General features: G+C 62.3%; 28 protein-coding genes, 1 tRNA gene and 2 pseudogenes. 10 read left to right on the top strand and 21 right to left on the bottom strand.

What is annotated here, in order from left to right:
• Positions 1-93: 93 nt before the first annotated feature.
• The 3 genes from Q1L50_RS13315 to Q1L50_RS13305 are packed head-to-tail and all read right to left on the bottom strand — an operon-like array spanning position 94 to position 2,686.
• On the bottom strand, positions 94-1,326 hold the full coding sequence (locus Q1L50_RS13315; protein WP_300339517.1) for a pyridoxal phosphate-dependent aminotransferase: 1,233 nt from the start codon (positions 1,324-1,326) through the stop codon (positions 94-96).
• The gene (gene alaC / locus Q1L50_RS13310; protein ID WP_300339515.1) at positions 1,323-2,540 is read right to left on the bottom strand and encodes an alanine transaminase; all 1,218 of its coding nucleotides are present in this window, start codon (positions 2,538-2,540) and stop codon (positions 1,323-1,325) included. The genes Q1L50_RS13315 and alaC overlap by 4 nt, the downstream gene beginning before the upstream one ends.
• Positions 2,537-2,686, bottom strand: a complete 150-nt coding sequence (locus tag Q1L50_RS13305) for a hypothetical protein (RefSeq protein WP_300339514.1) — start codon at positions 2,684-2,686, stop codon at positions 2,537-2,539. The genes alaC and Q1L50_RS13305 overlap by 4 nt, the downstream gene beginning before the upstream one ends.
• Here Q1L50_RS13305 and Q1L50_RS13300 point away from each other — a divergent pair.
• Positions 2,685-3,056, top strand: coding sequence for an Mth938-like domain-containing protein (locus Q1L50_RS13300; protein WP_300339512.1), 372 nt, complete (start codon positions 2,685-2,687; stop codon positions 3,054-3,056). The two genes, Q1L50_RS13305 and Q1L50_RS13300, sit on opposite strands and share 2 nt — an antisense overlap.
• Before the next feature lie 88 nt (positions 3,057-3,144).
• On the opposite strand, the gene Q1L50_RS13295 is transcribed toward Q1L50_RS13300, so the two are convergent.
• Positions 3,145-3,837, bottom strand: a complete 693-nt coding sequence (locus Q1L50_RS13295; RefSeq protein ID WP_300339510.1) for a Bax inhibitor-1/YccA family protein — start codon at positions 3,835-3,837, stop codon at positions 3,145-3,147.
• A 246-nt stretch (positions 3,838-4,083) separates the two neighbouring features.
• Here Q1L50_RS13295 and Q1L50_RS13290 point away from each other — a divergent pair.
• The 3 genes from Q1L50_RS13290 to Q1L50_RS13280 all read left to right on the top strand — a co-directional run bounded on the left by Q1L50_RS13290 (position 4,084) and on the right by Q1L50_RS13280 (position 6,227).
• Positions 4,084-4,171, top strand: a tRNA-Ser gene (locus Q1L50_RS13290).
• A 65-nt stretch (positions 4,172-4,236) separates the two neighbouring features.
• A complete protein-coding gene (locus tag Q1L50_RS13285) occupies positions 4,237-5,379 on the top strand; it encodes a site-specific DNA-methyltransferase (protein ID WP_300339508.1) in 1,143 nt (380 codons plus the stop codon).
• A complete protein-coding gene (locus tag Q1L50_RS13280) occupies positions 5,376-6,227 on the top strand; it encodes a NotI family restriction endonuclease (RefSeq protein ID WP_004083490.1) in 852 nt (283 codons plus the stop codon). The genes Q1L50_RS13285 and Q1L50_RS13280 overlap by 4 nt, the downstream gene beginning before the upstream one ends.
• Positions 6,228-6,858: 631 nt before the next feature.
• Here Q1L50_RS13280 and Q1L50_RS13275 read toward each other — a convergent pair.
• From Q1L50_RS13275 to Q1L50_RS13255, 5 genes are read right to left on the bottom strand one after another with little or no spacing between them, the layout of a single operon-like run.
• Positions 6,859-7,086: a hypothetical protein gene (locus Q1L50_RS13275; protein ID WP_168942618.1), complete on the bottom strand. Its 228-nt coding sequence runs from the start codon at positions 7,084-7,086 to the stop codon at positions 6,859-6,861.
• A 4-nt stretch (positions 7,087-7,090) separates the two neighbouring features.
• Positions 7,091-7,273 carry a hypothetical protein gene (locus tag Q1L50_RS13270; RefSeq protein WP_196742348.1) on the bottom strand — a complete coding sequence of 61 codons (183 nt, stop codon included), beginning with the start codon at positions 7,271-7,273 and terminating at the stop codon, positions 7,091-7,093.
• Complete coding sequence (locus Q1L50_RS13265) at positions 7,270-7,470, bottom strand: hypothetical protein (RefSeq protein WP_169879078.1); 201 nt, start codon at positions 7,468-7,470, stop codon at positions 7,270-7,272. Before Q1L50_RS13265 ends, Q1L50_RS13270 begins: the two co-directional genes overlap by 4 nt.
• Positions 7,467-7,943 carry a DUF5681 domain-containing protein gene (locus Q1L50_RS13260; protein WP_300339488.1) on the bottom strand — a complete coding sequence of 159 codons (477 nt, stop codon included), beginning with the start codon at positions 7,941-7,943 and terminating at the stop codon, positions 7,467-7,469. Before Q1L50_RS13260 ends, Q1L50_RS13265 begins: the two co-directional genes overlap by 4 nt.
• Before the next feature lie 44 nt (positions 7,944-7,987).
• Entirely contained in the window at positions 7,988-8,704 is a 717-nt protein-coding gene (locus Q1L50_RS13255) for a hypothetical protein (RefSeq protein WP_300339487.1), read from the bottom strand.
• A 251-nt stretch (positions 8,705-8,955) separates the two neighbouring features.
• On the opposite strand from Q1L50_RS13255, the gene Q1L50_RS13250 reads away from it, so the two are divergent.
• The gene (locus tag Q1L50_RS13250; protein WP_300339485.1) at positions 8,956-9,393 is read left to right on the top strand and encodes a hypothetical protein; all 438 of its coding nucleotides are present in this window, start codon (positions 8,956-8,958) and stop codon (positions 9,391-9,393) included.
• Positions 9,394-9,483: 90 nt separating this feature from the next.
• Here Q1L50_RS13250 and Q1L50_RS13245 read toward each other — a convergent pair whose 3' ends face one another.
• From Q1L50_RS13245 to Q1L50_RS13230, 4 genes are all read right to left on the bottom strand, one after another.
• On the bottom strand, positions 9,484-10,929 hold the full coding sequence (locus Q1L50_RS13245; protein ID WP_300339483.1) for an AAA family ATPase: 1,446 nt from the start codon (positions 10,927-10,929) through the stop codon (positions 9,484-9,486).
• A gap of 130 nt (positions 10,930-11,059) precedes the next feature.
• Entirely contained in the window at positions 11,060-11,305 is a 246-nt protein-coding gene (locus Q1L50_RS13240; protein WP_300339481.1) for a helix-turn-helix domain-containing protein, read from the bottom strand.
• A 275-nt stretch (positions 11,306-11,580) separates the two neighbouring features.
• A complete protein-coding gene (locus Q1L50_RS13235) occupies positions 11,581-12,822 on the bottom strand; it encodes an integrase family protein (RefSeq protein WP_300339479.1) in 1,242 nt (413 codons plus the stop codon).
• Positions 12,823-13,542: 720 nt separating this feature from the next.
• Positions 13,543-13,740 carry a hypothetical protein gene (locus Q1L50_RS13230; protein ID WP_300339477.1) on the bottom strand — a complete coding sequence of 66 codons (198 nt, stop codon included), beginning with the start codon at positions 13,738-13,740 and terminating at the stop codon, positions 13,543-13,545.
• Between the two features lie 389 nt (positions 13,741-14,129).
• Here Q1L50_RS13230 and Q1L50_RS20055 point away from each other — a divergent pair, with 389 nt between their 5' ends.
• From Q1L50_RS20055 to Q1L50_RS20045, 5 genes are all read left to right on the top strand, one after another.
• A complete protein-coding gene (locus Q1L50_RS20055) occupies positions 14,130-15,323 on the top strand; it encodes an HAD-IC family P-type ATPase (RefSeq protein ID WP_366145238.1) in 1,194 nt (397 codons plus the stop codon).
• Positions 15,226-16,860, top strand: coding sequence for an HAD-IC family P-type ATPase (locus Q1L50_RS20050; protein WP_366145240.1), 1,635 nt, complete (start codon positions 15,226-15,228; stop codon positions 16,858-16,860). The genes Q1L50_RS20055 and Q1L50_RS20050 overlap by 98 nt, the downstream gene beginning before the upstream one ends.
• Positions 16,861-16,955: 95 nt before the next feature.
• The gene (locus tag Q1L50_RS13220; RefSeq protein ID WP_300339475.1) at positions 16,956-17,561 is read left to right on the top strand and encodes a heme-binding protein; all 606 of its coding nucleotides are present in this window, start codon (positions 16,956-16,958) and stop codon (positions 17,559-17,561) included.
• A gap of 220 nt (positions 17,562-17,781) precedes the next feature.
• Positions 17,782-18,219 (top strand): TerB family tellurite resistance protein, encoded by a 438-nt coding sequence (locus tag Q1L50_RS13215; protein WP_300339473.1) that lies wholly within the window; start codon positions 17,782-17,784, stop codon positions 18,217-18,219.
• A gap of 321 nt (positions 18,220-18,540) precedes the next feature.
• The gene (locus tag Q1L50_RS20045; RefSeq protein WP_366145239.1) at positions 18,541-18,759 is read left to right on the top strand and encodes a hypothetical protein; all 219 of its coding nucleotides are present in this window, start codon (positions 18,541-18,543) and stop codon (positions 18,757-18,759) included.
• A 375-nt stretch (positions 18,760-19,134) separates the two neighbouring features.
• Here Q1L50_RS20045 and Q1L50_RS13210 read toward each other — a convergent pair whose 3' ends face one another.
• From Q1L50_RS13210 to Q1L50_RS13175, 8 genes and pseudogenes are all read right to left on the bottom strand, one after another.
• Positions 19,135-19,602, bottom strand: a complete 468-nt coding sequence (locus tag Q1L50_RS13210; RefSeq protein WP_300339472.1) for a phosphate-starvation-inducible PsiE family protein — start codon at positions 19,600-19,602, stop codon at positions 19,135-19,137.
• A 350-nt stretch (positions 19,603-19,952) separates the two neighbouring features.
• Entirely contained in the window at positions 19,953-20,894 is a 942-nt protein-coding gene (locus Q1L50_RS13205; RefSeq protein WP_300339596.1) for a LysR substrate-binding domain-containing protein, read from the bottom strand.
• 362 nt (positions 20,895-21,256) lie between these two features.
• On the bottom strand, positions 21,257-22,234 hold the full coding sequence (locus Q1L50_RS13200) for a hypothetical protein (protein ID WP_300339470.1): 978 nt from the start codon (positions 22,232-22,234) through the stop codon (positions 21,257-21,259).
• A gap of 227 nt (positions 22,235-22,461) precedes the next feature.
• Entirely contained in the window at positions 22,462-22,584 is a 123-nt protein-coding gene (locus tag Q1L50_RS13195) for a TOBE domain-containing protein (RefSeq protein ID WP_300339594.1), read from the bottom strand.
• A pseudogene (locus Q1L50_RS13190) lies at positions 22,579-22,911 on the bottom strand (ABC transporter permease subunit); the annotation flags it as partial. The gene Q1L50_RS13195 and the pseudogene Q1L50_RS13190, both read right to left, overlap by 6 nt.
• Positions 22,912-22,918: 7 nt before the next feature.
• Positions 22,919-23,157 (bottom strand): annotated as a pseudogene (locus Q1L50_RS13185) (substrate-binding domain-containing protein); the annotation flags it as partial.
• A gap of 79 nt (positions 23,158-23,236) precedes the next feature.
• Positions 23,237-23,773, bottom strand: coding sequence for a flavodoxin (locus Q1L50_RS13180; protein ID WP_300339468.1), 537 nt, complete (start codon positions 23,771-23,773; stop codon positions 23,237-23,239).
• 5 nt (positions 23,774-23,778) lie between these two features.
• Positions 23,779-23,904, bottom strand: coding sequence for a hypothetical protein (locus tag Q1L50_RS13175; RefSeq protein WP_300339466.1), 126 nt, complete (start codon positions 23,902-23,904; stop codon positions 23,779-23,781).
• Between the last annotated feature and the right edge of the window lie 158 nt (positions 23,905-24,062).

The raw sequence follows: 24,062 nt of genomic DNA, 5'->3' as shown, positions 1-24,062 counted from the left end.
ACGAGTAGTGGTTGATGGTTCGGATGGCGACGGCGAGTCACCGGCGACGACGCGGCAGCCTTGGTGGGGGCCGAGCGCCCCTCGCCGAGTGCGCTAGGCCTGGGTGCCGGCGCGCTGGCGATAGCCTTCGAGGAAACGCGCGATGCGGGCAATCGCGTCGCGCAGATCGTCCTCGTGCGGCAGGAAGACCAGGCGGAAGTGATCGGGATGCGGCCAGTTGAAGCCGCTGCCCTGGACCAGCAGGACGTGTTCCTCCTGCAGCAGTTCGGCAATGAACTCCTGATCGTTCCGGATCGGGTAGACCTTCGGGTCGAGGCGCGGAAACATGTACAGCGCGGATTTCGGCTTGACGCAGCTGACGCCGGGGATGGCGGTGAGCAGCGCATGCGCCAGATCGCGTTGGCGGCACATCCGGCCGCCCGGCGCGACCAGGTCGTCGATGCTCTGGTAGCCGCCGAGCGCGGTCTGGATCGCGTACTGTCCGGGAACGTTGGCGCACAGGCGCATCGAGGCCAGCATGTCGAGGCCCTCGATGTAGTCGCGGGCGTCGCGCAGGTCGCCGGAAACGACCATCCAGCCGGCGCGATAGCCGCAGGAGCGGTGGTTCTTCGACAGGCCGTTGAAGGTGACGGTCAGCAGGTCGTGCGACAGCGAGGCGATCGCGGTATGCGTCGCGCCGTCGTAGAGCACCTTGTCGTACACCTCGTCGGCGTAGATGATCAGCTGGTGCTGGCGGGCGATGGCGACCATCTCGAGCAGCACGCTCTCAGGATACAGCGCGCCGGTCGGGTTGTTCGGGTTGATCACCACTAGCGCGCGCGTGCGCGGCGTGATCCTGGCGCGGAGATCCTTGAGGTCGGGCAGCCAGTCGTTCGCTTCGTCGCAGAGATAGTGGCGCGGCGTGCCACTCGACAGGCTCACCGCGGCGGTCCATAGCGGGTAGTCGGGCGCCGGCACCAGGACCTCGTCGCCGGTATTGAGCAAGGCGTTCATCGACATCACGATCAGCTCGGAAACGCCGTTGCCGATATAGATGTCTTCAAGCGTCACGCCCTTGATGTGCTTCTGTTGCGTGTAGTGCATGACCGCCTTGCGTGCCTGGAAGATCCCCTTGGCGTCCGAATAGCCCGCTGCGTTGGGCAGGTTGCGGATCATGTCGAGCTGGATTTCTTCCGGCGAATCGAAGCCGAAAGCGGCCAGGTTGCCGATGTTCAGCTTGACGATATGATGGCCTTCGTCCTCCATCTGCCGGGCCGTTTCGAGCACCGGGCCGCGAATGTCGTAGCAGACGTTGTCCAGCTTGTTCGACTTTCGGATCGGCTTCATGGCGTCGCCCTGTCGCGACCCGCTCCAGCCGTCAGCAGCCCGTCCTTCCTGAACATGTCGCGGATGCCGCGGACCGCTTGCCGCGTCCGTTCCTCGTTCTCGATCAGCGCGAAACGGACGTGATCGTCACCGAACTCGCCGAAACCGACGCCGGGGGACGCAGCGACCTTGGCCTCGATGAGCAACTTCTTGGCGAACTCCATGGATCCGAGGCGCCGGTAGAACTCGGGGATTCGGGCCCAGATGTACATTGACGCCTTCGGCACTTCGACCATCCAGCCGGCTTCGTGCAGCCCCTTGGCGAGGACGTTGCGGCGCCGTTGATAGGTCAGGCGCACGTCTTCGACACACTGTTGCGGACCCTCCAGCGCGATCACCGATGCGACCTGGATCGGCGTGAAGGTGCCGTAGTCGTGGTAGCTCTTGATCCGCACCAGCGCCCTGCACAACTCCTCGTTGCCGACCATGTAGCCGACCCGCCAGCCGGCCATGTTGTAGCTCTTGGACATGGTGAAGAACTCGACGGCGATCGCGCGTGCTCCCGGAACCTGCATGATCGACGGCGCCTGATAGCCGTCGAAGACGATGTCGGCGTAGGCCAGGTCATGGACCACCAGGATGTCGTGTTCAATGGCCAGCGCCACCACGCGCTCGAAGAACTCGAGGTCCACGCAGCGCGCCGTCGGATTGCTCGGGAAGCCGAGAATCATCATTTTCGGCTTCGGAGTCGTCTCTTGAACCGCCCGCCGCAGCTCCTCGAAGAAATCGACGTCGGGGGTCATCGGTACCGAACGGATGTCAGCGCCGGCGATGATCGCCCCGTAGATGTGGATCGGGTACGAAGGATTGGGCACCAGGACCGTGTCGCCGCGGTCGACCGTCGCCAGCATCAGGTGCGCGATGCCTTCCTTCGAGCCGATGGTCACCACCGCTTCGCTTTCCGGGTCGAGGCTTACGTCGTAGCGGCGCTGATACCAGTCGCAGATCGCCTTGCGCAGTCGCGGGATTCCCTGCGAGACCGAATAGCCGTGCGTGTTCTCGCGCAGCGCCGCTTCGACCAGCTTGTCGGTGATGTGCTGCGGCGTCGGGCCGTCGGGGTTGCCCATGCTCATGTCGATGATGTCCTCGCCGCGCCGGCGTGCGGCCATCTTCAACTGGGCCGTCACGCTGAAGACGTAGGGTGGCAAACGCTGGATGCGGGAAAACTCTCTCATGGTCCGGGCTCGGGTAATGGCGGTGCAGTTAACGACTTGTCGGCCGGCACCTCGGGCAGGGCAGCGGCGGCTAAGGTGCGTCCCTGGATGCGATCGACAAAAAAGCTATAATCGTACTTTAAGGTTTGGTGCACCGCAATTTTCATGAAACTGCAGCTCGAAAAATCAGACGGTCTGAACACCTTCACCGCCTATGGTGACGGTTACGTCAGCGTCAACGGCATCCGTCACAGCTGCAACCTGGCGGTGCTGCCGGAGCGCCTGATTCCGGACTGGACGCTGGCCACCTTCGAAACCCTGAGCGTCGGCGACTTCGAGTTGCTGGCATCGCTGGACGCCGAAATCGTTCTGCTCGGTACCGGCACGCTGCTGCGCTTCCCGAGTCCCGACTTGCTGCGGCCACTGCTTCGCGCGCAGAAGGGGCTGGAGGTGATGGACTTACCGGCCGCGTGCCGGACCTACAATGTCCTGATGGGCGAAGGGCGCAAGGTCGCCGTCGGGCTGCTGCTGGTCTGACTGCCGGGCGACAGCTGTCGGCGTGGTCGACCCGGTCAACGACAAAGGGCGGCCGAAGCCGCCCTTGCTCATCGGACACGGTTCCCGGTCAGTCGCGTTCGCCGCTGAAGATCATCAGCAGGTTGAGCAGGCTGACGAAGACGTTGTAGATGTCGAGATAGACAGCCAGCGTCGCCGAGATGTAGTTGTCCTCGCCGCCATTGACGATCCGGCTGATGTCATAGAGGATGTACGCCGAGAAGACCATCACCGCAACCGCCGAGATGGTCAGCGACAAGGCCGGGATCTGGAAGAAGATGTTGGCCACTGCCGCCAGCAGAACGACGATCATGCCGATGAACAGAAACCTGCCCAGGAAGCCGAAGTCCTTCTTGGTCACCGTCGCCACCGCCGACAGCGAAAAGAAGATCACGCCGGTGCCGCCCGCCGCCATGGCGATCAGCGAACCGCCGTTGCTGAAGCCGAGCGCCACCTGCAGGATGCGCGACAGCATCAGGCCCATGAAGAAGGTGAAGCCGAGCAGCAGGACGACTCCCATGCCGCTGTTTTTGGTACGTTCGATCCCCCACATGAAGCCGAAGGCGATGCCGAGGAAGAGCAGGAAAGACATCAGCGGGCTGCCGGCCATGAACGAAAACTGCATCTGTACGCCGGCCAGCGCGCCGAGCACGGTTGGTACCATGGTCAACGCGAGCATCATGAACGTGTTGCGCAGAACCCGGTTCTGCTGCAGCGTCACCTCGCGGGTTGCCTGGCCTGTGATCTGAAACTGGGGTTGCATGGTGTTCCTCCTGTTGATGGAATTCCGACTACGGCGCTAAGACTAGCCGCATACCGGAAAAGTTTCAATCACCATCGGCTGCCGGTGGTCGGCAAGGTGGGCGCGCAACGATGCCCGGCGGCGCTCGCCACCGCTTGCGCCGTGCTATCATTCGGCGCGCCGCGGCGGCAGCATCGTTCAGCCGCCGGCGGACTTGCAGGAAGCGTGGCAGAGTGGTCGATTGCACTAGTCTTGAAAACAGTTGTAGGAAGAGTGGCCGAGCGGTTTAAGGCACCGGTCTTGAAAACCGGCGATGGGCAACCATCCGTGGGTTCGAATCCCACCTCTTCCGCCATTAAAAACAAGCACTTACGCGACATTCCGTATGTCTAGTAAGTGCCATTAAGCGAGAGGATTTCAGTGAGTGATGGGAGCATCGAGGTAGTGAGCGGCGCAACCGACCGTAAGCAGACCGTAAGCGATAGCGACCAGTCGTCACCACAGATCGTCTCGAAAGACTACGGGCACGCATTCGCTGCCTACCAGCGGGAAGCAACGCTGCGCCCACTGCTGCTCAATGGTGATGCGCTCGCCGTTCTCAAGTCCCTACCTGACGAGTCCATCGACTTCGCTATGACTTCCCCGCCGTATTGGGGGAAGCGCGAGTACGAGAACGGGGGTATCGGTCTTGAGGCCGACTACCGGGACTTCGTTAAGGACTTGGCTGCAATCTTTTTGGAGCTGAAGCGAGTTCTGAAGCCTACGGGGTCGTTCTGGCTCAACATCGGCGACACCTACAACGGCAAGGGCTTGGTCGGGATTCCGTGGAGAGTGGCTTTTGAACTGACCGATGTTCAAGGCTGGACGATGCGGAACAGCGTCGTCTGGAACAAGTTGAAGGGCGGCATGGATAACAGCAAAGATCGCCTAGCCAACGTCCATGAGAATCTCTTTCACTTTGTGAAGCAGCCGAAGGGCTACTACTACAACGCTGACGCCATTCGCTCGAAACCGCGCGAGGCGAAAGTCGTCAATGGCGCAGTTGTTTCTGCAACAGGCGTCTCCGGCGTTCGCTACAAGAGGCAGCTTGAGCTTTCCACGGCCCTCGACGAGAACGAGAAGAAGGCTGCCTTCGCTGCCCTTGACCGTATGCTTGCCGACGTAGGTGCTGGTAACGTCTCTGACTTCCGCATGATTATTCGTGGTCAGCAGCGCGCCACGCATTCGGATAGTGAGAAGGTTTCAGGTCGCGCAAAAGAGCTTCGAGACAAGGGCTTCTACTTCCTCAAGTACCATCCCAACGGAAGCAAGCCGGGTGACGTGTGGGACATCATTCCTGAGGATACGCAACGACGCGGCGCGCACTTCGCTCCGTATCCTATAGACCTTTGTCGGCGACCATTGCTTGCCACGTGCCCGCCCGGTGGCATAGTGCTTGATCCATTTTGCGGGACTGGTACAACTCTGCTCGCCGCCGGTAATCTTGGCCTCAAGTCAGTGGGCATCGACATATCGCGCCACTATCTCGAACTCTCGCAAGAAAGGTGCGATGGTCTTCTATGAGCAAAGTTGTCGAACTGTTCGGCAAAGCCGCCGACGCGCCGGGTATTGACTGGCAGAATGAAATCGCGGATCAGCAGTGCCCGTTTCTGGGCAAGCGCTGCTACAAGGTTCGGAAGTCTAACCCCGAGATTTCGATTGGCTCCTGTACCGTTCTCTATGGGCGCGAGCCGGAGCCGATCATCATTTGCCCCACGCGCCTTATCCAGCGCGGGCAGATCTTCACCGACTGTTTGCATCTGCTGACCAGCCACGAACCGGGGAACGAGCTGCATCTAGTGTCCGAGGTCACCGTGCCCGGTGGAAGCATCGACTATGTTCTTGTGTCGGCGAAGGAAGGCAAGGTTCGGGACTTTGTGGGTATCGAACTGCAAACGCTCGATACGACGGGCACCGTATGGCCTGAGCGGCAGCGCCTGCTCAAAGAGCTAGGAGTCGCGCGCGGAGACAACGGCGAAGAGTCCGACAAGTCCTTTGGTATGAACTGGAAGATGACCGCGAAGACGATCCTCGTCCAGATGCATCACAAGGTGCAGACGTTCGAGCATGTCAATCGGAAGCTCGTTCTCGTGGTGCAAGACAAGTTCCTGGCCTACATGACCAAGGAATTCAAGTTTGACCACATGAAGAATCCAGCGGCAGTCGGTGACTCGATGCACCTACACTCCTACCGGATGGCGCGTGCCGATGACGGAAATTTCCGGTTGTCGATGGCCTCTCGGCTAAGTACCGATGCTGACGGGATTGCAACGTGCCTTGGCCTGCAAGCTGAGGCGCGTATCGAGCTAGAGCAGATCATCGCCACGCTACAGGCTAAGATTTCGCCCGCTACGTTGTTCCGTCCCGTGTGATCCTTTTACGCTGGGCTTATTCGCAGCGCCGGGAGCCGAGCTAACCGCAAGGGCAGCAATCGGTTAGCGGGCAAACCCGAATAACTCTGTGTTACCCGTTCCCTGTCCGCAGGCAAGCGCGCCGCTACAGGCCGCGCGTTGCGCTCGCCAGTACCCTAGCGGCGGCAGTGTGGTGATCGTCGCCCCAGTCGCCCGCTACGCTCGCGCAGCCGCACAAACGACAACGGCTGCCAGCGGCACCCGTTGAAGGCCAGGTCGCACGGGTAGGAGTGGCCCCGTTCCTGACTGAGTCCGTTTGATTAACGTCCAACGGTTTTCGATGGGACGGCGCAGCTTCTCCGGGACTGCGCGCCACTGCACCGCTGACGACGATAAGGGCGGTGCAGGGTTTTTCAGATGCCGTCGTCGTCTTGCCTGCTCCTGCATCCTTGCCTGTTTGGTTGCGGGGTGCATAGGCGCAAGCGTTGCACGTCCTCCGACCAAAAGAGCTGACCACAGCGCATGCACTTCCGCCAACCGACATAGCGCACCACGCGCGGCGGCTTGTGGTCAGCATCAAGCACGGGTTCGCGCCGCATTCCATCGTCCTGCGGCCACATGCGAGGCTCTACGAAGCCTTGGAAATTCGGCTTCATCGCAGCAAGCCCCAGCCAGCAGTCCCGGCGCGTGCGGTGCCGTCGTCGATCCAGTTCAACACGCAATGCCGCACCACAGGGCCATCGACCGGGCACATGCGACCGTCAGCAATGGCAGCGCCGAGCATGTCACTGACCCAGCCCCGCATCTCGTCGGTCGCACCCCGCGAGCGCTCCAAGTGCTTGAGGCGGGCGAGCATGCCCTTGGCGCTGCTGATGCTCATGTGGTTACTCCCGCAACTCGCGCAGCGCCTCGCCCAGCTTGACCGCGCGGAGCAGGTTCAGCGCATCACTGGTCTCGCGGGCCGCGTGCGCCTCGATTCGGCGCTGCTGCATCTGTTGCAGGTCGTCGGGCGTTACCGTGTGCTTGACGGGCGCGTTCTCGCGCGGGTCGGTGTGCAGGTTCTTCATTGCAGCGTTCCTTTCATCGGGCCGAGGTTCTGCAACAGGCGCGCGGCTTGCCAGCGCACGGCAGGGTCGTCGCAGTTCAGGATGGCGGCATAGCAGGTATCGACAATCAGCTTGAGATCGGCTTGCCCCTGCGGCGTGTCGATCAGGGGCGCGGGCTTCGGTTGCAGCCAGCCTCCCGGCGTGAAGTTGTAGGTCATTGCTTTTCCTCCAGCGCTTGCAAGCGCGCTTCCAATTCATCAACGGCGCGGATGCCCGCAACCGACTGGATACAGTCGATCAGCATCCGCCCGGTTTCAGGATCGACGCGCCCCTCGGATACCGCGACGAGTACCTGATTGGCCTGCTCGTGCAGTGGCTTGTCAGGGTCAAGCTCAAACTCCACAGCAGCAGCACGCGCACGCAGAGGCGGCTCAAGTCGTTGCGCCCACAGGTTCATGGCGCTGGTGTCGCCTGCAAGCGCTGCCTCCTTGATGACGCGCGCCAGTTCGGAACCATCCTTTTGCAGTTCCTCGGCAAGCAACGTCTTCCGGTTCTTGCTGCCTTTGGGACGGCCAGCCGGGTTGCCGCTCACCCCCGGCCTGAACCCGCCACGGCGTGACGAGCGAGGCTCAAAGTCCTCCGGGTGTTTCTCACGGTGCGCCGTCAGCCAATCCGGTTCAGCGTTCTCCATTGCTCTTTCCTCAGACTTTGTTGTTTGCAGAGAATCAGCAAGGGTCACTGGCCAATGTCCTTGAGGACGAAGGCTTGCTCCGCTTCCGTCTTGGCTTTGCGAAGTGCAGCGGCCTTGTGCGGGGGCGCGCCAACAGCCTTCTCAAGCTCCTTGAACACCAATCCCGCGCGTTCTTCGATCATCTGCTTGGCACCCTTCATTGCCTTGAGGCGCTGGGCAACCTCGGGCGCGCTGCGCTCGTTCCAGAAGCGGGTGTAGGTCTGTTGGAAGTTCGCATCGAGGCCGGACAGGTAGGCGGGTGCGCCCAGCAGTGCCGCGACCGAAATGTGGTCACCCTCATCAATGGCCTGCTGGATAAAGGCGTGCCGCTTCTCGCTAGGCAGGTTCTTGGCGTAGGCGCGAATCTCGGCGCTGATGCTTTGCGCTGCCTTGGATTCAATGGGGGTGGCAAGCTGCTGCTCCAGCATCGCAATGCCCTTCTCCAAGTTCGAGCGGGTTACGTCGAAACTCTTGGTGATGCGAGCGAGGTGCTTTTGCGCGAAGTCGTCCGTGTGAATGATCTGATGCGCCTCATTCCAAGTCGGATTGGTTTTGGCTTTCTCCCGCGCTTCATGAACAGCACGAATGCCTTCATAGGCGGTGCTGAAGGCGGTAATGGTCGGCGCGAGATACGGCGCGGTCTGATCGTCAAAGCCTTCGATGCTTGCGACATTGTCGGGGTGCAGCGTGGGCGTGATACGGGCATCAATTTCGGTAGGCATGTGCAAACTCCTTGATAAAAGGCGCGTAACTGGTACGCATTGCTTACATGCTGGGAAATTCTCCGAGAGGTCCGCAAGGAATATTTATTTAAAACAATGCTCTACAGTTCAAGAGCAAATAGGGAACAAGTAATTGGGCGTTATTCGTTCGGCATCACAGGCGCTGTCGGGTGCATCCAAAAAGTCGTTGCCGAGTCTCGGAGATGCGTCTTAGCGTTGCCCCATCTACAACCCGCACAGGAGCAACGACGATGGAAGCCAAGACCTACACGAACCGGAACAACGCCCGCCGCGCTGGTGTTGCCGCAGGGGTGCCCGCCGAACTGGTGGAAATCACCGTGCATAAGTCTGCGGAGGGCGTGCGCTTTGGCTGGAAGGCGATGGAGGCACCGGCACTCGCTGCCGCCGAGGCTGCGCCCGTGGTCCCCACAGGCAAGCCGAAGAAGGAAGCTGCGCCCAAGGTCGAGCGCGTCGAGCAGAACGGTGTGAAGCGACCGAAGGAAGGCGGTCTATGCGCTGCTGTCTGGGCATGGCTGGACGCGCACCCCACGGCCACGATCAAGGACGCGAAGGCTGCCGCCACTGACCACGGCTGGAACGAGAACAACGTGGCCTGCGAGTTCTACGCCTGGCGCAAGTTCAACGGGGTCAGCAGGCAGACCGCCGACAACGCGCCCGCGCATGCGTAAGGAAACCCCGTAAGGTGGGGCCATGGTGGTCGGTGGGGCACCTGTGCCCACATTCCCCACCTTGGCCCCACACTACGGACATTCCCCACATTACGTAGTTTCTGCATACAGATTCTTCGGGCGGCAGTACCAAATCCCTCCGATGTTCTGCTTGTCCATGTAGCTGCCGCTGTGTTCGTTCCACCAGCGTTCAGAGACGACATTTGCGGACGCCGCTGCTTGCTTCACTTGGCTGATCGGCTGCCACGGCGTTGCAGGCGTGGTCAAAAAATGCGCCTTCAGCCACATGCCAAAAGCCGCCTCGTACTTGCTGACGGGGCCACGCGCATTGCCCACCATGCTCTGCGGAGTCAGCGCGCCGTCCAGCTCTTCCCAGTTCGGGCGGGTTGCGCTGATGGTCTTGCCGTTGCGTGGGTCAGTCGCAATATCGACTTTCACCGTGCTGAACTTCCACGCGCCGCCGGGATGCTCTGGCAGATTGACTTTGACCTGCACCATTGCCTTGGCGTGGGGGCCATCATCGTCGCGGCTAATGATTGCGATCAAGCTCCGGCACGTCTGGGCAAAGGCAGCAGACCCTAGAACCCGATGCAGCATTGAGCGCGTTGTGTCCTTGGCGAAGTGCGTCACGCAGACGATTGCGATGTTGTGCTCCTGCGCGAGCACCAGCCACGGCTCAAGGACGGTGCGGAGTTGCCCCGCGTCGTTCAGATCAACCTTGCGCAACTTCTGCCCGGGTAGGTAGCTCGTCACGGGGTCAATGACGAGCATGGCGAATGGAAACCCTTCATCCCTCGCGGCTGCCAGCCAGCGCCTAATCTCGCCAAGGTCATCTTGCATCGAGAAGGTGTTGCGCTTCCCTTGCTGCGTCACGCCTTGAATCTCGATGACGTGATTTAGGTTGCCGCCGCACGCCACCAGACGCGGCGCAGTCATTTCCTCGATGCTGTCTTCGCTGCCGAGCCATAGGACGCGGCCCGGCTGGCGCGGTTCATACTCGCCCGGCCACGGCGCCCCTGTGGTGACCCTCGCGGTAACGTCCGCCAGCACCGTCGATTTCCCCGCGCCGGTCTCGCCTGCAAGAAGCGTGACGTACCCCTTCGGAATCCATCCAGTCCATAGCCAGTCGATGGCACGCATCTGCACGGTGCCGAGCGTGCGGCCGACAAGTGCGCGAGGACCGCTCGCGCTGTCTTCAATGCCCAAGCCCTTTTTGAGCATGTCGCGCTTGAGCTTCACCTCCTCTTGCTTGAGCTTCGTTTCCTCGACCTTGTTCGACTCGCGCGCGAAATCGGCCAGCCCCTTCACACGCTCGGCCTCTGCTTGAGCGTGCGCCACCTCGGGGGTGAGATGTGGGTTGCGCTCCGCGGCTTGCTGCAACCATGCGGGCGGCTGTGCGGGCGCTGGGGCCGCGATCGGCACCCCGCCAGTGCTACCCCCTTGGCTCGGTGGCAGCGTTGCCTCGTTGCCGGTTTGCAGTCGCGGCATTTCATCTTGTATGGCCTGCGGCGGCTGTCCTACAGTGTGTTTGTCCATCACGGTTGTACCTCTTCAAAGCCCGCCTGACCCGCGGGCTTTTTTCTTGATGTAGTTACGAGGTGCTTGCCAGCGAGGGTGCGGGGTGGGCACGTTGCGCGGCTGCATTGGGTTTGCGTCGCCATGAACGTCAAACAGCTTGTTTGGCGTTCGGCGCGTAGGCGCTGGTACTGCTGAAGGATTGGCGCTCCAGCCACTCGAAAATCTTGGCTCGCAGGTAGCGGATGGGCGCGGACTTGCTGTGCCCGAGCTTCACGAACTCCGGGCCTTTGCCCTTCGTGCGCCAGATTTCAAGGGTGTTGGGTTTGATGCCGAGCAGTGCGGCAGCTTCTTCGTTCGTCAGCAGATCGGGGCTGAGCGCGGAAAGTGTGGTCATGGCAAGTAGTCCTCGGACCTTGCCTTGCCAGCGCATGCAATAGGGGCGTCAGCAAGGCGAATGCTTGCCGTCGGTTCTTCAGAATGGTCACTCGGCCTGACGGGTTTGGCCTGTGTCCGGGTCCTGGGGGACTTTCACCCTTGCTTCACCGGCTCCGTCTCTGGAATTTGCCTCGCGGGCGTGCCCCAGTGCGGCACACTGCCAGCCCCGCATTGCACGGGACTGGCTTAGTTGGCGTTACCCTAACACGGCTTTACGCGGCAATGTTGGATAAATTAAACCGTTGATTCTTCTAAACACTTGTTCAATGCCGCTGCCTGCTGCTCGATCCAGTCGGATATGCGCTGCGTTTCAGGTTTGAGCCATTGCAGGCGCTGCGTGTCCAGGTAGTGCTTGACGGTCACATCCTTGGTCTTGTGATTTGTGAGCAAGTCGATTCGGAACTTCTCGATGACGCATTGCGCCGTCCCGATCTGGGTAAAGGTGCGTCGCATAGCGTGATTCGACAGATGCACCCCTGCAATCTCGCTGACCTTCTTCCAAAAGTCGCGCGGATCTTTGATATGGCCGGACTTGCCCCATGATGGGAAGACATGCGGGTTGCCCTTTACGCGCGGCCTTGTCTTCAGCAGTTCGAGAGCTTGCGACGACAGAGGAATCCAGACTGGATTGCTGTTCTTGGGGTCGGGTAGGTGAAACCATTCCTCCTCAAGATTGACCCTGTCCCACGTGAGCGCGGATGCCTCGCCAATACGCAACCCGGTGAGCATCATGAACATGATTACGTCGATGCTTGCCCACGTATCGCGGTTGTATGCGTTCTTCCGAGCTTCGACCAGGAATGACCACACCTCGCCAACCTTGTTATCCGGCACGCGGCTGGTGCGAGGTTTGAGCGGCACCCACTTCTTGTAGAGCACATCGACGGGGTTATCTCGGATCACGGGCGAACCGTCCGGCTCGCGGTATTCGCGGATGGCGTAATTGAACAAGGCGCGGAGGACAGCGAAGGCTTGATTCGCTTGCGCTGGTGCTGGGCCGTTACCTCGCAAGCCGTGATTCTTTATCTCGTTGAAGCGCTTCGTCACCATCTCGCGCGTGATGTCCCTGAGTGGCTTCTTCAACCATGCCTCGAAGGTTGTGGTCACATGGCGCTCAATTTCGGCCTTGCTGCTGTCCTTCAGCGGTCGGTCGCGCTTGTACCCGTCGGCCACGTCGCGGAGGGTGACGCGCTGGGCGGCTTCCTTCTTGGCAACGGCGCGCGGGTCGATGCCCATGCGCATGCTGCGCAGATGCTCGCGGGCAACATCACGGGCTTGATCGACAGTGAAGACCCCATGCGGGCCGATGCTGATGCGGGGCGAACTGCCATTGACGCGCCCCTGCACGATGTAGGTGATCTTGCCGGTAGGGGTGACGCGCAGACCAAAGCCCTTGATCTCGGTGTCCCAGTGGAACGCCTCTTTGTCGGCTGGCGCGGTGAGCTTGTCGATGTAGGTCTTCGTCAGCTTAGGCATGCTGCACCTCGCTGACTTGGGCGGTTGTGGTTACTATCGTCATGTCGGTTCCTTGTCGAATAAGGGACGGGCCACGCGGTCGGGACTGTTGGCGCAGTCGCCGGCCGCATCTTTTCAGGCGCTCATAAGCAGTTCGTAAGCGCTCCGTATAAAGTTACGACAAGTTCCACAAAACAAAAAGCGGCCGCAAGTCATTGACCCATAAAGGTGCGCAAGGCTTACAATAGCAGCTTAAATCAACGTAAAGTTCGGGTACGGGAAACTTGAAAACTAGCGACGGGCAACCGTCCGTGAGTTCGAATCTCACCGCTTCCGCCAGCTCGGTCAGGCTGACGGCCTCAACCGCGAAGGCCACCACGCGCAGGGGATTTTCAGACGCGCTGGCGCTCCATCGCAGCGACGAAGGAAAGCCCCGCGACGGGCGGCTCCAGCACGGCTGATCGCGCCGTACCGCCGGTGCCTCTTGCGTTTTCGCGGCGGCCGGAAGTGGGTGCCGGGCCCGGCAAGGTTGTCAAGCCGGCAACCGCAACGATGCACTCGCGGTATGACCTTCCGATTAGGCCATCCAGGCGCGAAGCCTCGCCGGCAAGGACAGGGCAATCGGATGAAAAAAGACCGCGGCGGCTGCTTTGTCGCTGCCGAAGGTTCTTCGCGGCCACGGCTTGCCAAGGGGCGCGCCTGCTTGCGCTTGCCAGTGCAATGCGCTTTGCTGGTCGCACCCTACACCGCATAAGGTCGATGCAGCCACTTGCGGGCGACATCGATGTCGCGTTGTCGCAGGTAGGCGAAGCCGTCCAGCGCGTCCTCGACGACCGCCTCGGCGACCCAGTGCGGTACGGCTTTGCCGGCGAGCATCAGAAAATACCAGGCCATCGGGTAGCCTGCTTCGCGATCGAAATCAGCGAGGTCCTCGTTCAATGGATGAGCCCGCCAACTGCTATCTGAATCGTCGCCATGGCAGCAACACCCCTGCTGCCGGCTTGGGCTGGTCGTCTTCACTCCGGCAGCCTGGCATTTGATACCGCCGAGAGCAGCGGCGCACAAAGTATCGCTCGCCTGCTTGAGGTGGTGAAACAAAGCGAGCACCCGGCCTGAAGTCCCATTCCGATGCCTGTCGGGTCTTCAAGCGCTCGACCATCACCCAGCCGCTTCACTGGCGCCTTCTGAACTTATTGTCTATACTTTGTCCTAGACAATAAGTTGTAACATCTTACTTCCAATCAAAGGCACGTGGATGCGCGTGGCCGTGGTTCCAGCAACTCAGATCGTACACGCGACGGAAAACCAATCGAACAGGAACGGAAACTGTGCAAGATCTCTTGGAAAAACACTGGCACCACCTGCCTGCAAGCGAGGTGATCGAACTGCTCGATACCAATGGCGAAAGCGGGCTCGATCAGTTCGAAGTCGCCGGGCGCCAGGAACGATTCGGTGCCAATGCCCTGACCCCAGCCAAGGGCAAGAGCCCTCTGCAGCGCTTTCTCCAACAGTTCAACCAGGCGCTGGTGTACATTTTGCTGGTTGCGATCGTGGTCAAGCTGGCCCTGGGCGGCTATGTCGATGCGGCTGTAATTCTTGCCGTCGTCCTGCTCAACGCTGTTCTTGGCTTCGCCCAGGAAAACAAGGCCTTGAACGCCCTTGCTGCGCTGTCGCGGGCGCTGACCACCGAGGCAACGGTACGGCGTGCCGGAAACAAACAGCGGATCAACGCTCGTGACCTTGTTCCGGGCGATCTGGTCCTGCTGGTTTCTGGCGACAAAGTACCGGCAGATCTGCGCCTGCTGCAAGTCCGCGACCTGCAGGTCGACGAGTCCGCCCTGACCGGCGAATCGGTTCCGGTCGCCAAACAGGCCGGCGAACTGGCGCACGACGCGGCGCTCGCCGATCGCCGAAATATGGCCTACACCTCGACCTTGGTGACCTATGGCACGGCGACCGGAGTGGTCACCGCCATCGGTGACGGCACCGAGATCGGCAACATCTCGGGTCTGATCGCCAGCACGCAGCAACTCGATACGCCGCTGACGCGACAGGTCGGGCGCTTCAGTCATTATCTGCTCTACCTTATCCTGGCCCTGGCAGCCTTCACCTTCGTGGTCGGACTGGTGCACGGGGAATCCTGGGTGGCGATGTTCATGGCGACTGTCGCCCTGGCGGTGGCGATGATCCCGGAGGGCCTGCCGGCGGTGCTCACTATCACCCTCGCCATCGGTGTCGGGCGCATGGCGCAACGTCACGCGATCATCCGCCGCCTGCCGGCGGTCGAGACACTGGGCAGTACGACCGTGATCTGTTCGGACAAGACCGGCACCCTGACACGCAACGAGATGACCGTCCAGAAGCTTTCCGCGGGGGGCGCTCACTTCGACCTGACCGGCGTGGGCTTACGGCCCTGGAGGTACCCTGCAACAGCAAGGGCTGGCCGTCGACCCCGGCAATCATCCCGCTCTGCTGGCGCTGCTGCGCGCCGGCCTGCTCTGCAACGACTCGCTGCTACGTGAAAAGGACGGCAACTGGCAGGTCGAGGGCGACCCCACCGAGGGTGCACTGCTGGTAGCGGCGCGCAAGGCCGGTCTGGATGCTCAGGAGGCCCTGGCCAGCACGCCGCGCCTCGATGCGGTGCCTTTCGAATCGCAGCATCAGTACATGGCGACCCTGCACGCCGGCGGGTCGCGAATGATCTACATGAAGGGCTCGGTGGAGAGCGTGCTGGCGCGCTGCAGCGGCGCGCTGGACGCCGGGGCGCAGACCGTAGCGCTCGAGCCCGAGGCGGTGCTCGCAGAGGTGGACGCAATGGCCACGGCAGGGCTGCGCGTGCTCGCTATCGCCCAGCGTCCGGCGAGCCACGATCAGCAGGCGCTCGACCATCAGGACCTGGTCGAGGGAATGACCTTCGTCGGCCTGCAGGGAATGATCGACCCGCCACGCGAGGAAGCGATCAGGGCGGTCTTGGCGTGTCGCGACGCCGGCATTCGCGTAAAGATGATCACCGGCGACCATGCGGTCACCGCCGCCGCCATCGCCGGCCAGATTGGCCTCGATCCGCGCGCCGGTCCGGGCGCGGCTCCGGCGGCGCTGACCGGCACGCAACTGGCCACGCTTTCCGACGGCGAATTGACCGACGCGGCGAACGATACGGCGGTGTTTGCGCGCGTCACTCCCGAGCAGAAGCTGCGCCTCGTGCAGGCGCTGCAAGCGCGCGGCGAGGTGGTGGCGATGACCGGCGACGGGGTCAATGACGCGCCCGCCCTGCGCCGGGCGGACATCGGCGTGGCGATGGGAATAACCGGCACCGAGGTGGCCAAGGAAGCCGCGGACATGGTGCTCACCGACGACAACTTCGCCACTATCGCGGCCGCCGTCGAAGAGGGGCGAGGGGTCTTCGACAATCTGACCAAGTTCATCACCTGGATCCTGGCCACCAACGCCGGTCAGGGACTGGTGATCGTCGTCGCGGTGCTGCTCGCCCAACCGCTGCCGGTCCTGCCCGTGCAGGCGCTGTGGATCAACATGACCACGGCGGTCTTCCTCGGGCTGGCGCTGGCCTTCGAACCGAAGGAACCGCATCTCATGAACCGTCCGCCACGCGCGCCCGGCTCGCCGATCGTGGACGGCGAGCTGGCGCTGCGTATTGCGATGGTCGGCGTGATGCTCCTGGTCGGCGCCTTCGGGCTGTTCGAGTGGGCTCTGCTACGCGGCGCCAGTGAAGATCAGGCGCGCACCATCGCGGTCAACGTGTTTGCGGTCGGGCAGTCCTTCTACCTGCTCAACTGTCGCTCGCTGCGCTGGTCGATGTTCCACCTCGGCTTGCTGAGCAACCCGTGGATCTGGGCCGGCATCGGCACCATGATGCTCGCCCAGCTCGCATTCACCTATCTGCCACTGCTCAACCGCCTGTTCCACACCGCGCCGATTGCCGCCTCCGACTGGTTGCCGATCATTGCTGTCGGACTGATGATCTATCTGGTGATGGAGCTGGAGAAGGCCTATCGGCGCCGCAGCAAGGTTCTGTCGCGCTCTGCGCGAACGGTGCGATGAGCTGCGACGCGGACCGGGCCTATCAACAATCAACGCGGGCGTGTTCCGGGTCAGCCGCTGGGCGCCCGGTCGCTGCCCCTACTGGACCGACTACTATGCGCAAGTTCCTGCTTTCCCTGGCCATCGCCGCTGCGCCAGGCCTGTCGAGCGCCATCGAGGAACCCTCCTATGAAGTCGAGCGAAAGATCGGCGACGTCGAGGTCCGGCGCTACGCGCCGTACGTCGTCGCGGAGGTGATCATCAACGCGCCGGCCGACGACGCAGGGAGTGAAGCGTTCCCGATCCTTGCCGGCTACATCTTCGGCAAGAACAAGGGCTCGACGAAGTTCGCCATGACCGCACCGGTAACCCAGGCGCCAGCACCGACGCGACTCGAAATGGCCGGGCCGGTGACCCAGGCCGCCGCCCCGGGGGGGTATCGCGTGCAGTTCGTATTGCCCAGCGAGGTGACGATCGACCTGGCGCCTGAACCGGACGACGCGCGGGTGCAACTGCGCGAAGTGCCAGCAAGCACCGTCGCGGTCATTCGCTACTCGGGCTTCTGGACCCAGGCCAATTACGATGAGCACCTCGCCAAACTCGAAGCCGCCTTGCGTACGGCAGACGTGAGCTGGCTCGGAGAGCCAGTCCTGGCGCGCTACAACCCTCCCTTCATGCCGTGGTTCCTGCGCCGCAATGAGATCTGGCTGAAGCTCCAGTGAGGTTTTTCCCAATGGCCCATGAGGCTTTCATGACCATTCGACCCTATGTCTGCCAGCAGCGACCGGTTGCGCGGTTGCGCGTTGGCGCGTGCCGCCGTCATGCACAACGGAACTTTGTTCAGGCCAGGGTGGTCAGTGGCGTGCTCAGAAAAGAAGTTTTTTTAATCGTTCCAACAAGGAGAGAAGAATGAGAAATTATCCCATCGACAGTAAGGAAGCCATGGCACGGATCGTCGCCCTCGCCCTGCTCGCTGACGGCGCGCTCGACCACAGCGAAGTCGAGGCGCTCGAAAAGCAACAACTTCGCGAGGATCTGGGACTCCCCGCCGAGACCCTTGAACGAGTGGTCCATGAATTCTGTAATGACCTGCTGCAAACTGCCCGGGCGCCAAATATCGGACAAATTGAGCTCGACTTGCAACTGGTTGATCACCTGCTGGATGACATCCAGTCGCCTGAGCTACAAAAGAAGGCCTTGACCGCGATCGTCGACATCGTCAATGCGGACGGTAGCCTCAACTCTGGAGAAGCCATTCTGATATCGCAGGCGATGAGTCGCTGGGGGCTTGAGCTGCAGCGGGTGACCCACATCGAGGTGCGTGAGGCGAAGCACTCGTCGCCGATCGTTCCCGGTCCGGCTCAGGTGGCTGAAGCCTGAGATTGCCTGAACAGCAAAATGGGCAAAAAAGGCGCCAGTCACGGCGTCGATCAAGCGCTTTCTGGCCGGAGGCTGGAGTGCTGATCGGGATCCGCTTTCGACTCCATGACCTGAGCATCGGGGAATGGATGCCGGTGCTTGCGGGGACACCGGCATGATCGAGCGGTCGGCGAGGTGAAGGGATTCTTCTTGCGCGGCTCGCCGAGGGGCCATCGATAGAACCCGGCGACAAGCGATCACGAGCATTCGGCGCGGGCTGGCCATACCCGTCGCCGGCTGGCCAGCGCGGAACGCCATGGCACCGTCTTCTTGCCACCGGCAGTGGCCCTGCTCGGTGCCGATTTTCACGGCCTTCGATCTGCCCTGGCAGTTCGCGACGGTGAGCGGGTGGAAGCCGGGCAGCTGCTGTTCTCGGACAAGGATCGCCCGGCAGCGGTGTTCACCGCTCCATGCACGGCCACCGTAGCGGACGTCCGGCGCGACGCACAATGTGTTTTCAGGCCGTGCTCGATGAGGCGTTCGTGCGCGCGCAGCTCTTGACTTCGGGCTTGTGGACAGATCTGCGGACGCGTCCTTACCGCCTGCCGCGGCAGACGCGACGCCACGTTCCATCGTCGTGACCGCGCTCGACTCGCAGCCGCTGGCAGCCGACCCGGTATCGATAGATGACGCTTCTCAATACCTGTTGGCCGACGATGGCCGCGACGCTGTCCGTAATTGTGCTGGCCGGACTCGGGCTTTCACTCAGCGTGCCCTTCGGCCGTTCGCCACCGCGTGGAAGTTGCGGTGGTCTGGCGAGTGGCGCCTGTGCCTGTGCGACCGGTGAAACATCTGCGCGATGTCAGCCCGCTGCCACTGAATCGGTACCGTCAGCAGCCGTGTGTTACCCGTCGGGAAGCACTCGACCCAGTTCTCTCACTTCTTGGGCTGCGAGGAGACCAGCCAGTACGTAAGACCGAGCGCCAGCAAGATAACCGCTATGCCGTAGAGATACTCGGGTTGCAAGGTACTCAAGTCAAGCACGATCACCTTACGGGCGATGGCCATCAGTGCGGTAGCTACGACAAGCTGGACGTGGATGACGTCGTCGCGTAGATAGAGCGTAATATTGACCAGGATTTCGATGGCGATCAGAACTGCCAGAAAGGCCGCGAAGACTACAAAAATATCCTTGAGGTCAAGAAGCAGCACGGGTGGGCTTGACAAGGCGTTGTAGAGGACTAGCACCACATCGGCAACGCACCACAGGATTACCAGCGTCATCAGGACGGCCAGCAAGCGAATTGCCTGACGGATGACGCGATGCAATCCCCGTACCAATGGGTCGTCATGTTTCTCCGAAAGATGATCGGCGTGAAGCGCCGCCCCGTTTTCCTCTGACATGCTTATGGCCTCTTGGCGTTGGTTGCTTGAATACTGACCGGGGAATACGTACTCCAAAGTCACATCCGGAAGTATCCGTAACCGCCATGGCCGAAGTCAATCGAGAAATGCTCGTTGCCGACGGCCTTCGACGGTGATGAAGAAAGCAGAGGGAAGCCAGTTGTTCTGGGGACGTTCCATCCTCTATTCAGCTTCCCGGGTTGACTCTTGCTCGACGATCACTGGTCTGCTAGTCCGGTTGGATGTCGTCGATCTCTCGTGGTCTGCCGGTCGGTTGAAAAGTCTGAGCGGTGGACTATACGCGAACCGTTCGATTGTACTCATTCGCCATTCAAACCGACACCAGCCGTTCAAGGTACCTTCGGAACAAGTGCAGCTCCCTGCCAGACGTTTTTGGTGCACAGATCCTTCGTCAGGTCGGCGGTGAGTCGGGCGACGGCTGTCGCCGCGGCAGAAAGCGGGACATGTTTCGACGCGCACAGCGCCAGGCGGCGCGTGAGCGTCGGGTTTTCGACGGCAACGGCGCACAGCGTGCCGGCCGCCAGTTCATGCTGCAAGGGCATCACCGGCAGCAGGGTGTGGCCGAGGCCGGCCAGCAGGGTCGTGCGCAGGATGCTGACCGAGCTGATGTCGGCGATCACGTTCGGCGCCGGCAGCCCCTGGGCGCGCGCCGCTGCCTCGATGATCGGGCGCACGCCATGTGGACTCGCGGGCAGGATCAACGGCAGCTGCAGTGCCTGCTGCAGGGTGACCGCCGCAGGTGGACGATCCGGCGCCGAGGCGGGCGAAATCAACGCCAGCGCCTCGTCGAGCAGGTCCTCGCAGGCAAACTCGCCGAGGGTGCCGTCGTCGAACAGCACAGCCAGGTTGATCTGGCCGCTGCGCAGTTGCTGGACGAGGTTGCCGGTCAATTCTTCTGTCAGTTCCAGTTCGACCTTCGGCAAGTGCTGGCGGACGGCCTGCAGCAGGGGCAGGGCCAGCGCATTCGAGGCACTGTGCGGCACGCCGAAGACGACCTTGCCGCTGGCATCCCCCGCGAGGTGGCGGACGCTGGCCTTGGCGTCATCGACCTGGCGGAGGATGGCCGTGGCGTGCGCGAGGAAGACGCGACCGGACTCGGTGAGTTCGACGCCACGCCGCGAGCGGTGGAGCAGGCGAGTCCCCAGTTCTTCTTCGAGTTGTGCGAGTTGATGGCTGAGCGCGGACTGGGCGACGAACGCCTGTTCGGCCGCCTTCGAGAAGCTGCCGTGCTTGGCAATGGCCGCGAAATAGCGCAACTGGCGAAGTTCCATGGTGACGCGATGGTACGCGTTCAATCGTGATTCGAGATACGACTATCTCCATTCAATGTTTTGCAGATGCCAAACGTTCCCGTCTAATAGCGCCATCTGACCAACGCGAACAAGTGCAGCCACCCGCTGCCAGAACCCAGGCCCACCCGGCTGCCGTTCGCCGAGGAAACACTTTCCACCGAGAGTGGGTATGCAAGGCCCCCACCCCCCGGGCCTGCTGACGGAAAAGAGGCAAGGGCCCGCCTACGGCGGGCCTTTGCTTGTGGTCGAGCCACCGTTGATGGTCGATGCCCGCCTGATGGCACGAAGGGACCGAGGTCTGTGGCGAACCCCGTTTCGGCCGCCCGAGAGGCCGTCCCGGCTCAAGCTGGCAGCGGTGCCGGTATGAAAGGTGCCCGGCCGGTCGTCAGGTAGGCCTCGCAGCGCTCGATGTATTCGCGCGTGCTCTTGGCCATCGGCGTGCGCGCGCGCGCGATGTAAAACACCAGATCGCGGCCGTTGCGCAGCAACTGCAAGCCGTCCGAAATGCTGTGCAGCGGGCTGCCGGGGCGCCTTTCTCCCGCTTCCGCCGCCGCTTGCGGCGTGAAGTTGGCCAGGCGTTCGCCGGCGGTGACCAGGTGCGACCAGACGTCGAAGATGCCCGGGTCGGTGCGTAATGTTTCGGTCTTGACCTTGGCCGCGTTGGCGAAGTCCTGGATCGGCGCTGCGACCGCCTCGAAAGTGGGAATGCAGCCGAAGTTGCTGATCATCGCCTCGGCGATCAGGTCGATGTCGCGCATGCACTGGCCAATCTTGATGTAGCGGCTCTCGTAGAAATCCTCGATTGCGATCGAGAAGGCGCGGAAGGGTTCGCCCCATAATTCGTCGATCCCCTCCTCGCCGCTGCGGTGCAGGACGAAGCGGCCGAGCTCCATGGCTTCGAGCAGGCATTGACCGCATTCGCGCATCAGCGCGTTGTCGCTGCGAATCTCGATGCCATCGGCCTGTAACTCGACCAGCCGTCTGAAGATGTCGACTGCCCTGTTGAACAGCGCGCCCGCCAGCATGCCGGCCTTGACCCGCCGTCGCGCCGGGTCGCTTTCGGACTCGTAACACTGCCGCGCTTCGCCGAGTCGGCAGCCCGGAATGTTGAGTCCATGCTCGGTGTGATTGAACAGCCGCCGGGCGAGCGCCTCGATCAGCGACTTCTTGCCCTGCAACGAATCGGCCGGCACCGGATAGGTCTTGATCCAGTAATCGTTGTAGAGCACTCGTTCTCCATCGTCGGTGACTCGCCGCGTTCCCTCCGGCGGCAGTTGCTCGACTGGCGAGGAACGTTCGAGGCGATAAACATTGTTCATTGGCGTGAGTTTCGGATACCGGATGTCCTAACTCCAGCAAGAATCATGCTCGCTTGGCAGCGCTCGCCCCGCTTCCTACGCCGCTGCTTTTGTTGGCGAATTTTTCTCGCGGCCTTATGGCGTCGCTAACGGCGCCATAAGGCGGTGCATCGCGGGCCTGGACGCGGCATTCCTGCACCGTGCTGGCGCGTCGTTTCCTGCCCGGTTCGTGTCCTCCCGTGGCCGCTTCAGGCGAGCAGCGCGACGGCCTTGATCTGTGCCTGCAGCGCCAGGGCGGGGCCGATTCCGAGCTTGTCGGCCGAACGCCGGGTGATGCGGGCGAGCAGCGGTTCACCGGCGACGTCGACGATCGCACCGGTGACGATGCCCGGCCGGGCGAGCGGCAAGGCGACCGACCGGAAGGCATCGCGCGGGCTGGCGCGCAGCGTCGCAGCTTCCAGCGGGCGCGCGCCGATGGCTTCGAAAACGTTCTGGATCGGTTGCACGACGAAGGGCAACGAGTAGAACACCGAGCCGATGACCAGGCCGGTAAAGGTGAATGGAGGCAGGCCGATGCCGAGCGACTCGGTGAAGCGCCCGACCGGCCCGTGCGGCCCCAGCGCGAGCAGCAGGTAGAAACCGAGGACGGTCGGCGGCGGCACCAGCGGCGGCGCGACGATGGCGCCGACGACACCCTGGCCGCGCTAGCGCGTAACCATAGGACTTGATGATCGCCCTCGCCGTGTCGCCCTTCAGGTACGCGAGCAGTGCGCCGACCGCGGCTTTGTCGCCGCCGGTGTTGAGCAGCACGGCGTCCTGGCGGATGGGCAGGTGCATGCTGGCGGGGACGATCGATGCCTCAATACTCCACCCCGGCCATCGACCCTGTTCCGTTCTGCAGAGCACAGTGCGAGGCGACCGGTGGCGTAGGTAAAGCGACTGCCGCCGGGCGCGTGGCCTTCCTTCTCCGATTGCGCCGGAATCTGCGCGTCGGCAGCGAGACCAGCCGCGGCAATAAGTGGGTCACCGCAGCAGCTCGCCGCGGATTTGCGCGAGCCAGCTTTCCACGCGTTGTCCGGTCAACCCCGGCTGGTTGACCTGGTCAAGAGCCAGCCCGACGAATTGTCCGCGGTCCACGGCCTTTGAGGCGGTGAAATCGTAGCCGGCGGTCGGCCAGCGACCGACGACGCGCGCGCCGCCGGCCAGCAGCGCGCCCTGAATGACGGCGATGGCGTTGACGAATGCACCGGGGTAGTGCTTCTGGTCGCCGACGCCGTAGATCGCCGCCACTTTGCCGGACAGATCGGCGCCCGAGAGCTGCGCCAGGAACGTTTGCCAGGGAGCCGGGCACACGCCGAGGGCGGGACCGTGTGGCAGGCCACTGCCATGCGTCGGACTGCCAAGGATCAGTGCGTCGTGGGCGAGAAAGGCGGCCGGCGTTGCGTCGACGATATTGACCGGCGAGGCGGCAACGCCACCCAGACTCTTGGCCATGTACTGCGCGACCAGTCCGGTGCGTCCAGTCTCGCTGCTGAAGAAAATGCCGATTTTGTTGGCCATCGTCGTCACGCCGGCGGGAGCGGGTCTTGCGTCAGTTCTTCGGGCAGGCGGCCGACAGGATCGCCGCCATCGTTGAAGACGTCCTCGGCGGCGAAGACCAGATCGCCGGTCTGAAGGGGAATAGCTGTCATGATGATCTCCTGTTGGGCCATGGTCTTTGTGAAGCAAGTGGCGTGCCAACTGGGGGACTGAAGATTCAGCGGCTTCCTTGTTCGCGGGATTGTCGGATTCCCGACAATTTGGCACCGACTCCTGCGGTCGTTCCCCCCCGGTGGCGCGTCAGCAGCCA

It is taken from the genome of Accumulibacter sp. (assembly GCF_029255145.1).
In the GTDB taxonomy this organism is placed as follows: Bacteria; Pseudomonadota; Gammaproteobacteria; order Burkholderiales; family Rhodocyclaceae; genus Accumulibacter.
This window is presented reverse-complemented; position numbering and strand designations above follow the sequence as displayed.